Below are 13161 nucleotides of genomic sequence, written 5' to 3' on the forward strand. Positions count from 1 at the left end.
AATCTGACATACAACTTCCTGCGTTACCTGCACTGCTCATCAAGGCTATCGCTGGCCGCCTGATCATCAGTTAGCTGGATAATCGCCCCGCCTTGAAGTTATGGATGTCAGTTATCTGGCAAATCTGTATGTGCAGAGGATGAGACTGTGTCTTCTCAGGGCTGCTTCGATAATGGCAATATTTCGAGGTTCCCTTATGCTAATCAGGCATGACTAAATCGCTGATAGAGGGATTCTATCCGACTTGACTCTATCACTTACCTGGCCTGTCTGGCCATGCGATCTTCAGGAAACTCACCCTCTCCACTGATAGAGCATCGAGACTAAAGGATACCGCTAAATGCGCAGACATAACTTCCTCAGCTTGGCTTAGGCAGTCAGCTCAATTAAAACCGATAATGGCGGCCCTAGACATCTTAATATGCTCATAAATTTCTAACAACCAGAAACTGCTTTGCTGCCTTCACGATTTTGAAAGTAGCCAGATAAGGCAGGATATGGACCGAATTGCAGCAGGAGGCAGATTTTTCAGGCACATGGGCAGCTAGCTGCTAGGCATCAAATAGCGCAAGCCATCGGCTTATCAAAGCTTAACTCACGGCCTGATTCACAACCAGTCGAACATAAGAGATTCAGGCGAAATCGTACAATATCAGACGCTAGACAGTCTAAATCTGTGCAAATAAAACATGTCTATGAACTCTGTGCCTATGATTGCCTGCCATTGTTGTACTACAAAGTACATGCCAATTCATTCAATTACTTGAATGGAGTCTAAGAAAAGATAGCAGAAGAGATTAGAAATGAATAAAGAATGAAAATGACATATTCTTACAACTAGATGTCTAGACACATACAGAAAAATCACAAAAAGATATGCTTAATAACATGTCTTTTCAATTAAACTAAAATATGCCAACTTGCAAAACAGGACTAACTTGAAAATTGGCAAGCCAAAGCAATATTGATCAGTTTTCAATAAAAGTGGAATTCTATATTCAAAAAATTGATTATAGATCGCTTGAAGACACTGCAGTGGTATAACGCTTTCTAAGAATACCCAAACTACTCAGGAGTGGAACCAAAGCCAAGCCTGACAGAGGTGCTGGCACTCGTGTAATTGTAAAGTTGATGCTCGCTAAGCCAGAAATTCGCTGATTTCCATTGGTTTTACAGGCATCTGAGTTGCATGTTGAATAAAAGGCATCGGCGTCTGATCCGTTTACAGATTCACCAAATGCAGGCAAACTGGCTGCTGGAAAGTCAAATGTGAAAAGCTGGGGATCATCGAAAGGAGGGCCGACCTCATCGGAAGTGCTAATTGCACCTAGACTAAAAACACTTCCATCGTAGTCTGAAACAGGCGAACCTTGGCCAAGTAAAACAGTGCTTTGCGTAGGATTAGCGTCTGCAAATAGACTCATTGATCCACCAGGTTCAATGGTATATGCAGGTGCTAGGCCAAAAGCTAGATTGAAGGTAAAAGCGCGTGCTGCATTTAACGGAGAAGGGCAATCAAATGTCCCCACAGCAGGGGTCTGACTTCCATCTCCCGTCACGCAAGAAGTTGTAGTGCCTGTTCCAGTTAACACGTAAGAGTCAACGGCCCGAGCAGGAATCATGCTCAGGCCACAAGCAGCACCAGCCGAAGCAACCAAGACTCCAAATGCTCTTGAAGTGGAATACTTCATCACTAAATTTTAATTGGTTCTAACTTAGGGCCATATCCTTGCAAAATCGCAGGAAGCCAGCCACTTCTACAATTGGCACAAGTATGTTCGGATTGGAAAGCAAAACATCGTCATAGAAGCAATGTCCCGCCGCGAAAGCTCTGAATCAAAATCAGGGCCAGACCGAGAAGCCGCTCGTTTATTTATGTTAATTACCTGGCGGCCTTGGCAAACGGTAGGGCCACCATGCGCTCCAGCCACAGGCCCCAGCTGAGCACGAAGGCCGTGGCGAGCAATCCAGCCACGACGCCACCTTCCAGCACACCTGCGCCGATCAGCAGGGTGGCTGCCAGGTAGGCGAGGCACACCTGCCGATGCGACCAGCCTGCCTGGTGGAGGCGCTGGTAGAGATGCAGACGATGGGCCTGGAATACCGGCTGCTTCGCCGCCAGCCGCCGCAGCACGCACACCGCCGCATCCGCCAGCATCGGCACAGCAACAAGCAGCAGCCCCAGGCCATCGGCTGCGCTGGGCGACTGCAGCACCACGCCGGCGAAGACAGCCCCGAGGAAGGTGCTGCCCACATCCCCCATGAACACCCGCGCCGGGCTCCAGTTCCAGATCAGGAAACCCAGCAGGGCGCCCACCAGCGGCCAGAGCCAGAAAGCTCCGGAGCTGATCGCTGCTACGGCGAATACCACGGCCGAGCAGCCAGCCACCAGGCCATCGAGGCCATCCATGAAATTGAAGAAATTGATCACCGCCGTGATCGCCACCACCACCGCAGCCAGCAGCAGCCAGCCAAGCAAACCGCTCAGTAGCCCCCCCGGCCAGGCAACCAGCAGCAGGGCAACGGCGGTGGCCAGCTGAGCGCCGTAGCGCAGGGCTGCCGGCAGATCCAGCCGATCGTCGAGAAGCCCCACCAACGCCAGCGGCGCGCACAGCAGGGGAATCAACGGCCAGCCCCACAGAACGCTCACCAGCACGAAGGCCACTCCCCCGCCACGAGGTGTGGGCTGGTGGTGGGTACTGCGGGCATTGGGCCGATCGAGCAGGTCACGGCGCAGCCACGGAAGCAGAACGAGCAGGAGCATCCAGCTGGCGGCTGCAGCCAGCGACACGGTGATCGAGACATTGGCAAGCGGACTGCCCATCTTGGCGCTCATCGCGGGAGTGGGGGCTGAGCTTGAAAGGGTTGGGGCGGACGCCCCAGGAGGTCGGCAACGCGGGCAAAACCGGCCAGATCCGCGCTCAATCGCAACACCGCCTCGAAGGTTTTCGGCGACACCAGCAGCAGCGGTGAAGCCAGCCACTGAAACAGCGGGGTGGGCAGCGTCAGCAGCCGGCAGCGAGCCGCGCGCGGATCACCCGCCTGGATTCGCTCCAGCAGGGCGCGATAACTCAGGGTGTCATCGCCACCAAGAGGCAACACGGCGGAGGCGGCTGTGGGTTCCTCGGGCACGGGATCAGCAAGCTCCTGCGCCTGGGCCAGCGCCACGGCCGCCAGATCCGCTGCCGCAATCGGCTGGCGCAATCCGGTGTGGGCCGGCAGCAGCAGCACGGGCAGGCGCCGCAGCCAGCGGTGCAGTGTCTCCACGTTGTGATCAACGTTGTGGGCCGTGCGGCCATAGATCAGGGTGGGCGCCAGGATGCGGACCTGCACCCCCAGCTCGGTGCAGTCGGCCAGTAGCTGCTCCTGGCTCGTGCTCAGGCGCCTCACCAACTCCCGATCGAACCCGTTGGCTGCGAAGCGCTTGGTGATCACACTTGACGATGAGCAGGCCACCACCCCGCGCAGGTCGGCAAGGCAGCCAGGCAGGCTGGCTCGCAGCGCCTGCAGGAACGGCGCCGCCAGCCAGATGTGCGCAAAGGCGACCCACACCTGAGGCCCTGCTGGCAGAGCGGCGGCAGCGGCCTGTAGCCCCGTGGCCGTCAGATCATTCAGTTCGCAGTGTTGCCAGTGGTCGGCGGCCACACCCGGCGGCAAGCGGCGCCCCAGGCACCGCCAGGGGGTGCCCTCAGGGAGCTGCTCGATCAGGGCCTCGCCGCAGAGGCTGTTGGCGCCAAAGATCACCAGGGTGGTCGGCTGGCTCACCACAGCCGTCGGCAGGGGAACGGGGCCAGCCAGCAGAGCAGAGCGTGGGTTTCGAGCAGGACGTCCATCAGGGAAGCAAGCCGGCCTCGATGGCCTGGAGCTCCTTCTCAGGCAGCGGAGCCATGAGCGCCTCCGGTTCAGGCAATTGAAGGCGCCACCGCAACACACCTGGCTGGCGGATGGGGTGGGAATCCTGCTGTTGCTCGTACACCACTCGCCTTAGGCCTCGCGTCAATTCTTAGGGTCGATACCGGCACTCAAGCAGGCTCAGCACTCGCTGCACGTAACGCAGCAGGAAGGGCACGGGCCAGAGCACGCCGAAAGCGCGGCGGTAGGCCCGGCGCACCTCCTGCAGGCGGCGGCGATGGTGCAGACCACTCACACCGCCCTCTGCCATGTGCACAAGTTCCAGATCGAGGCGGGTGATCCTCAGTTCGGGGAAACGCGATAGCTGCAGAAAGTAGTCGAGGTCAGCCGAGAGCTGGAAACCTGAGGCATAGCGGCTGAGGCAGAGCCGTGCGCCCGGGCCGATCAGCGTGGCCTGATGGGGGGGCGTCGAGCCCAGAGCCAGGGAGCGGCGGTAGGCGCCGAACCAACGGAAGGCTGTGGCGCGGCCAAGACATCCAGTGCCGGCCGCCACAGATACGTACCGTCCCCGGCAAACGATCAGATCCGGATAGAGACCGGGGACAGCGCCCGCGGAGTGGGCTTCAGCCAGGGACTCCTCCAGCCGGGCGAACACCTCCGGGCTGGCGGCCCAGTCGTCACTACCCCAGAACAGAAGCCAGTCGTGGTGTTCGGCGGCAGCGAAGCCCTGATTCATCGCCCCGAAGATCCCCGGCAGCGCGGGATCCTGGGGGATCCAGGCGAAGCGTGGATCGTCGGCGCAGAGGCGCTGGAGCCAGGCCCGGTGCTCAGCGCCGCTGGGGCCATCGATGAACAGCACCCGCCAGCCTTCTCTGGACTGGCCACGCAGCGACGCCACCAGCCGGGGCAGGAGCTGAAAGGAGTTGAGGGTGGGCACCACGATCAGCAGTCGCGGGGCGAAGCTGGTTTGGGTCACTCAGTCCAGATTGGTGTTCGAGGGTGTGAAGCCATGGCGCCGTCGTCGCCGGAGCGTGGGGCAGTGGCGAGGGATCAGGGGTGGATCAGGGGAATGGCCTGGCGGCCGTGGCAGCGATAGATTTGGTCTGCTCCTGCAGCGCAAAGGGCAGCCGCACCGCGCCATGCTCAGCGTTCACCAAAACCGGCGAGATAGGGGGGATTAGTGGAAAGATCTGCCGGCGCGCTGTCGCAACAGCCCACGAGGTCGGCAACAATATCGGATTGACTCAGCTGGCTACGCCGGGCCTGATCCGCCAGCTGACAGGCCTTCGGGCGGGGACGATAGGCGCAAGGCTGCTGGATCAGTGTGGCCAGCCATTTTGAAACTTCCCCCAGTCAGCCCTCCGAACTGAGAAACGATGGGCGACCATCCCAACCGGTGGCGCGCCAGAGCTGGGCGCGCAGGCGGTCGCGCTGTTTGCGCAGGGGATCCTCCGGGACGCCCTTGGTGTCTGCAGGAAAGCCTGTCACAGCCAACCCCTGGCCCCCCAGGACGACCTGGGCAATGGCCAGGGCGCGTGAGAGATGTTCCTGCCCCGTCACCAGGATCACCGAACCGATCGCGGGGCCGCCGGGTGTTTGGCGCCAACGGCGGAGGGCCACCGCCAGGCAGGTGATCTGGCCCAGGGTGTCGCGTCCACAGGTGAGTCTCTCAACCCGGCTGAGAGCCTGCGGCGATGGAGCACGGGCGGTGAGCTGGGCCTGACTGGCCTGCTGCCCGGGGGGGCCGGTATGCACCACCAGCCAGGCCTGAGTCATGGGCAGCCAGCGGTCGAGTGCTGCCTCGGTGCGGCGTGGATCTTCGGCCAGCACCACCACGGCGGAAACCCCGCCTGCGGGGCGCAAGCGCGGAGCCAGCCCAGGCCAGCACCACCAGAGCAGCAGCGCTGCCAATGAGATCCCGGCCAGGGAGGCTGGAAGCAGGCATTCAGGCCTTGAGCGCTCATGCCTCACCGCCGGCCAACAGCCCGAGCCGGATTGCCAGCCATGATGCTCCCCGCTGGAACAACACCCTTCACTACCGCCGCCAGCGCCACCACCGCGCCCACGCCCACGCAGGTGCCGGGAGCCAGAACGGCCCGGGCGGCGATCCAGGTGTCGTGATCGATGGTGATCGGTTGCACCCGCAGCTGGAACATTGGGGTGCGGAAGTCGTGGTTGCCGGTGCAGAGGTACACACCCTGCGACAGGCAGACCCGATCTCCCAGCAAAACTGGCGCCAGGTTGTCAATCCATACATCTTCCCCCAGCCAGCAGTGGTGACCCACCTCCAGCCGCCAGGGGAACTTCACCCGCAGGCCGGGCTTGAGCCGACCCCCCTCTCCAAGACGGGCCCCGAACAGGCGCAGCAGGGCCTTCCGCCAGGGGGTGCCTGGCAGGAATGAGCCCAGCAGTGGCTGGCCCAGGAGGAGCCAGAGCGCCTGGCGCCAGCGCGGTACGCCGGGATGCCAGTCGGGCGGCAGGCGGTAGTGAGCCAGATCCTGGAGAGGTACAGCCACAGGCGCAGAGAAGGAGATCGGAGTCAGGAGGCTGGCGCCAGCCGGCGGCGACGCGCCCGACGCCATTGGTCGAGGGGGCGCTCCAGACCCACGTAGGAGCACCAGGCCAGCACCAGGGAGGCGGCCAGCAACAGCAGCAACCAGGGGCCAGGGAGACTCTCTTCTCCGGAGAACGTCTGAAGAATCCAGATGAGCAAAACGTGGTTGAGGAAGACGCCGTAGGCCAGGGCGCCGCAGGCCCGATCTAAAGAACCGGAGCGGGTGTTCCGGATCGCGCTGATCACCAGAATGCCGAGCACCAGGCCAAGCAGCACTTCACGGTTGAACGGCAGGCCATGAAGCCGGGGATCCAGCAACATCCCGCCACAAAGCAAAAGAGCAAAGGCGAGCACAGCAATGCGGTAGCGGCGGGCGAAGAGCCGATCATCCGCAAAGGCCATCCCCGCCAGGAACATGAAGAAGGTGCCCGGCAGCAGGCGGTAGCCCACGGCATCGGTGTTGACCAGCCCCACGTAAGCCAGAAGAAACACCGCCATCGATGCCAGGCCGGTGAGATACAGCTGAGGCCCGGGGAACCAGAGCAGCAGCCAGGGCACCGCCAGATAGAACGACAGTTGTAGACCCAGTGCCCACGACTGGGGCAGCAACTGGGCTCCCTCCAGGGTGTGGGCAAAAAGATAGCCCTGGGGAAGCATCAGCAGGTTGAGAAACACCTTCATCGGAGTGAAGGCGATCGTGTACGGAGAGCTGACACTCACTGTGATCAGCACGATTCCAGCCAGCAGGGAGTAGAGCAGAAACTGGGGAAACAGCCGCAGCAGCCGATCGACATAGAACGGGACAATCCGCTCCTGGCCCATGTAGGAGTACCTGATCAGCAGGGATGTCGACTGGCCACTGAGAAGATAGAAGGAGATCACGGCGCAAATGCCCGGGTTGACCCCGGCGATGGACACTCCGGCATGGGACAGCGCCACCAGTAAAGAGAGCAAGAGGCGGTAGGAACCCAGCACTCAGTCAGCCTCCTGCAGACATAATAAATGAGAGCGGGTTGAGTGGAAGGGCGTGATCCGGAACGACGCCAAAGGGGCCAAGTACGAATCCCAGCAACAACATCCCAAGCAAAGGCACGCGACCCTGCAAACCCCGAGCAGCAACTGGGTCAAATACAAGCAAGCAAAGTATCGACATAGCCGAAACGCAAAGCACCAGAGAGAGATATCGAATGTAATCAAGTGCTATGATATTCAAGAATAATCCAAAGAATGGTGTTGCGAGGATCAGCCCAGACCGAAGAAAGTCGCTTGAGGCACGAGTCAAGCGGACGAGCAGCAGCACCCATACGAGAGCATAGGCAAGAATAACTGGATTGTTTCCAAACCAGTTGAACTGAGAACCGAGAGCATGATGAAAGTTGTCTGTAACAAGATCCCCTGTGAGCACAATCGAAAGGGGATCGCCCAACCCAGGGGCCGTACCAGACAAAAGCTCAACCAAAACTGCACTTCCCTCCTCAAAGGAGCCGAAGTGCTGAATTGCCAAAGTCAAGAGGGCCATCAGTAGCGCGTAGACAAGAGCAGCCGCCAAGCCACGACGCCGATCTGAACGCTCTAAGACAACGGACAGAAAAGGGACAATCACGAATACAGAGCCCTCATAAATAAGAAGCGACGCGAAACTTAGGAGTAGGATGGATAAGAATTTGAATAAGAATGGCAAGCTCTTCGAGAAGGCAAGCAGCAGAGCAGCAATACCACATGAAAGCCAGAAGACGTCCGTGCGCCCGGCATCGTAAGCGAGGTGCAAGAAAATAGCCGGCGAAAAAGCAAACATGAGCGCAAGTCGCCAGCGCATTCCCACAGTCAACCAAACAGACGCACTCGTGGCTTCAGAGAAGAGCTTCCAGAAGAGAATCGTGAAAACCATCAGTCCGACACTAAATGCCAGGAGAGCAAACAGCCGCACGTCCATCCCGCAGATCACATTCAATGGGGTCAGCAGAGTTCCAACGAGTGCTCGCTTAACAAAACCAAAGCGATAGTAATTGACATAGTAATAAGCAGGAAACCAGCCCGATACCATGGAGAGATCCAGGATGCGAGGCAATACCAGCACCGATGCCAGGCCAAGCGACAAGCCTGCACAGAAGAGTGGAATTCTGTTGATTAGCAGCCAGCTCTGGTTCCGTAGATGACCTTGATGTGGTGGTTGGTTCATCCCTATTGAATGTCCATTCCTACGCAGCGCCTTCAACACAACGTTCACCAAGTTCCATGAAAGCGGGAGAAAGACCGCCTATCAGTAGCCATCGGTGCAATTCAGCGATCCTGGAGACCATGACATTCCACGAATAATGACTGATCACCATTTGCCTTCCAGCCTTGCCTCGCTGCATCCGTTCTGGTTCGCCAATGGCGAACAATCGTCTGATTCCGTTCCGAAGTTCCTTTACCTCCGGTCGTACAGACAGGGCCGCTCCGGCGATGACGGCTTCTTCTAGATGACATTCCGGGCTGAGGAGACAGGGGAGACCCCGACTCATCGCCTCCAGTGCCGCCATCGGCAGGCCCTCGCTGAAGCTGGGCAGCACGAAGGCGCTCGAAGCACTCAGGCAGGCCTCCTTGTGCTCACCAAAGCATGGGCCGTACACCCGGCAGCGCTGGAGGCCGGCCGCTGCCACCGCGGAGGCCGTGGCACCTCCATCCCCGTATCCCACCAGGACCAGCCACCAACCCGCTCGGAGAGCCTCCTCCTCGATTGCGGCCCAGGCCGTCAGCAGGGGTCTGAGTCCCTTTTTGGCATGGAAGCGTCCGAGGAACAACAGCACCTTCTCGCCGGGCGGCACGATCCCGCTCCATGGGGGCGGGGGCAGGGGCCCTCTGGATGGATCCGGCAGGTTCACGCCGTTGGGAATCACGGCGATGGGCGTCGAGATGCCAAGCGCCCGAATCGCTTCCGCCTCAGCCGGACAGAGCGCCTGCAGGCAGGAGGCGGCCTCCAGGGCTCGACGTTCCCACAGCCGCCAGACCACCGCCTTGCGCCGGCGAGAGTAGGCCAGCGCCCAGGGATCGAGCATGCCGTGGGGAGCGATCAGCAGCGGCAGGCCCTTTCGGGCAAGGGCCGGGGCGATGCGGGTGGGGCTGCGCCAGAGACCGTGGAGGTGCACGAGATCGGGGGCCAGGTGCAGCACCTGATCCCGCAGGAGGAGGTCCCGTCGCCAGGCCGGATGCTGGTCGGCCGTGATCCACCCTGCGGAAGCCCCTTCTAGACGCTGCGCCTCCACCAGGCCCGCCACGGCGGTGGCAATCCCGCCATCGACGGCGCCAGCGGAATGGGAAAGGTGCAGAATCATCCGATCAGATTGCCGCCTGGATAGGCTCCTCGAGCAGGGCACACCAGCGAGGCAGCACCGCCGAAGCGGCATGGGAGACCAGAAAGGCCTGGTGAGCGGCCCTGGCCCAGGGCTCCGGAAACCCAGGAGCTTCCTTCAGAGCGCGAATGGCGGCCACCAGCTCCCGCCCCGTGGGAGCGCAGACACCAGCTCCCGTCTCCACCACGTCGCGGGCTGTCTGGGTATGGGGCGGCGCCACCACGATCACGGGCCGGGAGAGACCGAGCAGCGCATCGAGCTTGGAGGGACAGCAGGTGCCCGCCATCGAGGCCCGCAGGGCCACCAGGTGAACGTCGCCGCAGCAGAGGGACGCCACCCGTTGCTGGGGTGGCACCAGCTCCCGGAACAGCACTCGGGACTTGGGATGATCTGCGGCCCAAACGCGGATTCGCTCGATGCCAGGGCCCAGGCCGCAAAAGAGAAACTGCAGGTCTTGGTTGAATGCCAGCGCCACCACAGCCTCGAAAATTGGCTCAAAATCATGCCAAGCCCCGGCATAGCCGGAGTACATCACGGTGAATGCCTCCGGCAGCCCACAGATCCTGCGTGCACTCACGGCTGGCAGGGCTGCCGTGGGTAAATCATCCTGTTCCCAGGTACCGATCACCCGCAGGCGCGCAGTGGGAATTCCCTCGGCCGCCAGGGCTGCAGCCATGCACTCTCCCAAGCTCACCACCAGCTGGCAGTGGCGGTACAGCGCCATCTGGAGCCGGTTGAGCCCCAGGGCCAGGCGAGCCTGAGGAGAAGCCTCCGGACGCAGCCGGCTGATCTGCAGCAATGGACGATCCATCACCCAGGCAATCAGGCGAGTGCCATGGCGCCAGCACAGAAACAACCCACCAAGGGTGAGCAGGTAAGGGGTATCCAGGAGGATCGCCTGGTGGTAGCGCCGCCGGGTGAACAGGCACCAGCGCACCAGTTGGAACCAGAGCAGCGGAAGGGTGAGCCTGGCTGGGATACGTCGTCCTGGTAGGCCCACTGACACCCGATGCACCAGCACCCCTCCCTCCCACTGGCTCGAGGAAGCTTGTGCGGCTCCAGCCGAGGTCAGAACCTCCACCACGAAATCGGCGGAAGCAAGGGCTTCGGCCAACTCGGTGAACAGCCGGGATGTGGCCGCCCCACCCCGCCCGTAGCTCTGGCCGACCAGCAAAATCCGGCCTGCTTCGGTCACGCCGCTGCCCGGGCAGCCAGCAGCCGGTTGATCTCTTGCAGATGGAGCTGGGCCACACGCTCTGGCCGGAAGCGCTCAAGATGGGCATGGCGAGCGGCCCAGTCAATGGGTACCGGCCGGGTTCGCTCGTTACGGATGGCGTCAGCCAAGGCTTCTACATCCCCAGGTGGTACGTAGCGGGCCAGCTGAGCACCAGCCTCAGGGAGACCACCGACAGCGGAAGCAATCACGCCACAGCCGGCCGCCAGGGCCTCAAGCATCACCACTCCAAAAGGCTCTTGCCAAAGGGAAGGAATCACAACCAACCGGCTCCGGCGCAGCTCCACGGCCACCTCCGAGGCAGGCAGCGACCCGAGAAACGAGACCCGCTGACCACAGGCCAGGGAGAGGCGTTGCCATTCTGCTTGAGCGGGCCCGGCACCGAGAAAAGCCACGGCCATGGAGCCACAGCCAAAGGCCGCCAACTTCTCCAGGGCCGCCAACAGCACCTGTCCTCCCTTGTCTGGGATGTGGCGTCCCACGAAGGTGACGTCCCAGCCAGGGCTGTCCATGGGGGGGTGATCGGGGCCGACCTGGGGCGCAAGACATTCCAGCGGGCAGCAGGGGTGAATCAAGGCAATCGGGAGCCTGGGCAGATCGGCCAGCTCGCGCAACTTCTCCGCCAGGAAAACACTGTTGGCCACGTGGAGGGAACGCCGCAGAATCCAGCGCTTGAGCCGCAGATTCCAGCCATCCCCCCCCAGATACGTGTGATGACTGATCAGCACAGGACGGCCCAGCAGCGTCACCAACAACCAGGTTTTCAGACTGAGCCCCATGCTGAGCACCACATCCGCCGGCAGAACGGCCCTGCAGACATGAATCAGTCGAGTCAATCCCCAAGGTAAGTGATAGGTTTCCAGCTCACAAACCTGATGGCTCATGACCCGAAAAGCCCTGGCAAGCTGTTCAGTCTGCGTTTCAACGCCACCCATTCCATAGCGCATGGTGGGCCCCAGGATAACTATCCGCAAAGGGCGACAATCAGATTCACATAAAGCCAACTCAGGCAATCCGCCGTATCAGGAAGATCGGCAGCACCGTGAAGATGAACAGCAAAGCCACCTGAGGAAGATAACCTCTGCTCACAACCACATAAAGGAAGGCCGAGGTCAGCACGTAGGCCACCTGCGCCGAAGGATCGAATCGATGCTCCAAAAACCACGCATTCAAGCAACGCAGGAGCCAGCCGAGCAGAATACTGATCGCAATTAGCGAGGGCCAGCCAAAAACCATGAAATATTCTGCATAACTCAGAAATGCCGATCCTGCCGCATAGACAGTATTGCCATAAACCGCTGTTGTTGCCGTTGAAATATACTCAGCCGATGGCTTATCAGGCCAGATCGCTCGGGGGATGAAAATACCCAAAGCTCCAACCAGAGGGGTCAAGCCGATGTAAGAGATCCGCTGAGGTGTCAGCTGAATTACTTCTCCCGTCGTGTAGAAGACTGTACTTTCAAATAGACCTGAATCAATCACCTGTTCGGCACCCAGATCACCTGCCTGACTGATGTCAAGGCCCTGTCCATAGGTACGGGTCAAGCCGATGAACCCTGCCAGGGCAATCAGACCAGAGGCAAACAAGGCCATCACCACAAGCCTGGGTCGCCTCTGGCGACAGAGATACCAGAGAATCACCATCGGTACCAGCAGCACCACCAAACGCCAACGGAACCCAGACGTGGTGTATAGAGCCGCTGCGATCAAAGACCAGAGAATCACTTCCGGCCATCCCTTGCGGCGATGAATGGCAGCAGCAAAGAGCAGCAGGGTGCCTGGGACCAGCAGATTCAGGCTGAACTGAAGCAAGGAATTCAGTACCCCCAGACCGCCCGAGAGGCCCCATCCCTGCAGCTCCTCCCCCAGTGACGCTGCGGCCAGCGGATTCAACTGAGCCAGCACGAGCGGACCCTGCGCCACAACCTGGAGGCCAAAGCCGAGGAAGTTCAACCAGCGGCCGATACGTCGGCACCACTCCGGGGAGAGCCGACGGAGAGAGGCGCGCGGGAGTCGCCAGGGCTTCAGACCATAGAAACCCAGCATCACTGAGAGGAAAAACACCAAAGCCCCCGTCCAGCCCCAGACCATGCCGCTGCGCAGGCTCACGCCTCCAGGCGCCCAGGCCCCGGAGGCCAGCCCCAGTAGAGGACCCAAGAGGCAGTAGTAGGCCAGGATCACGGCCATGA

At 60.5% G+C, this 13161-nt stretch carries 12 protein-coding genes; all 12 read right to left on the reverse strand.

Translation table 11 applies throughout. The annotated features are described in order from the left end of the window. Window positions 1–1010: 1010 nt before the first annotated feature. A complete protein-coding gene (locus tag KBY77_RS14075) occupies window positions 1011–1691 on the reverse strand; it encodes a hypothetical protein (RefSeq protein WP_255105762.1) in 681 nt (226 codons plus the stop codon). A 191-nt stretch (window positions 1692–1882) separates the two neighbouring features. After that, the gene (locus KBY77_RS14080) at window positions 1883–2824 is read right to left on the reverse strand and encodes a glycosyltransferase family 4 protein (RefSeq protein WP_255105764.1); all 942 of its coding nucleotides are present in this window, start codon (window positions 2822–2824) and stop codon (window positions 1883–1885) included. An 8-nt stretch (window positions 2825–2832) separates the two neighbouring features. Beyond that, entirely contained in the window at window positions 2833–3765 is a 933-nt protein-coding gene (locus tag KBY77_RS14085) for a hypothetical protein (protein WP_255105765.1), read from the reverse strand. A 238-nt stretch (window positions 3766–4003) separates the two neighbouring features. Continuing rightward, on the reverse strand, window positions 4004–4828 hold the full coding sequence (locus KBY77_RS14090) for a glycosyltransferase (RefSeq protein WP_255105767.1): 825 nt from the start codon (window positions 4826–4828) through the stop codon (window positions 4004–4006). A gap of 377 nt (window positions 4829–5205) precedes the next feature. Further along, window positions 5206–5763, reverse strand: a complete 558-nt coding sequence (locus tag KBY77_RS14095) for a hypothetical protein (RefSeq protein WP_255105769.1) — start codon at window positions 5761–5763, stop codon at window positions 5206–5208. Between the two features lie 56 nt (window positions 5764–5819). Then, a complete protein-coding gene (locus tag KBY77_RS14100; RefSeq protein WP_255105772.1) occupies window positions 5820–6368 on the reverse strand; it encodes a putative colanic acid biosynthesis acetyltransferase in 549 nt (182 codons plus the stop codon). A 23-nt stretch (window positions 6369–6391) separates the two neighbouring features. Further along, window positions 6392–7381, reverse strand: a complete 990-nt coding sequence (locus tag KBY77_RS14105; RefSeq protein WP_255105774.1) for an acyltransferase family protein — start codon at window positions 7379–7381, stop codon at window positions 6392–6394. 4 nt (window positions 7382–7385) lie between these two features. Continuing rightward, on the reverse strand, window positions 7386–8621 hold the full coding sequence (locus tag KBY77_RS14110) for a hypothetical protein (protein ID WP_255105776.1): 1236 nt from the start codon (window positions 8619–8621) through the stop codon (window positions 7386–7388). Next, window positions 8605–9720 (reverse strand): glycosyltransferase, encoded by a 1116-nt coding sequence (locus KBY77_RS14115; RefSeq protein ID WP_255105778.1) that lies wholly within the window; start codon window positions 9718–9720, stop codon window positions 8605–8607. Before KBY77_RS14115 ends, KBY77_RS14110 begins: the two co-directional genes overlap by 17 nt. A gap of 4 nt (window positions 9721–9724) precedes the next feature. Further along, the gene (locus tag KBY77_RS14120; RefSeq protein WP_255105780.1) at window positions 9725–10933 is read right to left on the reverse strand and encodes a glycosyltransferase family 4 protein; all 1209 of its coding nucleotides are present in this window, start codon (window positions 10931–10933) and stop codon (window positions 9725–9727) included. Next, window positions 10930–11856: a glycosyltransferase family 4 protein gene (locus tag KBY77_RS14125; RefSeq protein ID WP_255105782.1), complete on the reverse strand. Its 927-nt coding sequence runs from the start codon at window positions 11854–11856 to the stop codon at window positions 10930–10932. Before KBY77_RS14125 ends, KBY77_RS14120 begins: the two co-directional genes overlap by 4 nt. Before the next feature lie 121 nt (window positions 11857–11977). Then, a complete protein-coding gene (locus KBY77_RS14130; RefSeq protein WP_255105784.1) occupies window positions 11978–13081 on the reverse strand; it encodes a hypothetical protein in 1104 nt (367 codons plus the stop codon). Window positions 13082–13161: the final 80 nt, after the last annotated feature.

The organism is Synechococcus sp. Cruz-7E5 (genome assembly GCF_024345995.1).
GTDB lineage: Bacteria > Cyanobacteriota > Cyanobacteriia > PCC-6307 > Cyanobiaceae > Regnicoccus_A.

What these genes read in the sequence shown, in the direction of transcription:
- KBY77_RS14075 (WP_255105762.1), bottom strand. Translation starts at nt 1,691, where the DNA reads ATGAAGTATTCCACTTCAAGAGCATTTGGAGTCTTGGTTGCTTCGGCT.
- KBY77_RS14080 (WP_255105764.1), bottom strand. Translation starts at nt 2,824, where the DNA reads ATGGGCAGTCCGCTTGCCAATGTCTCGATCACCGTGTCGCTGGCTGCA.
- KBY77_RS14115 (WP_255105778.1), bottom strand. Translation starts at nt 9,720, where the DNA reads ATGATTCTGCACCTTTCCCATTCCGCTGGCGCCGTCGATGGCGGGATT.
- KBY77_RS14125 (WP_255105782.1), bottom strand. Translation starts at nt 11,856, where the DNA reads ATGAGCCATCAGGTTTGTGAGCTGGAAACCTATCACTTACCTTGGGGA.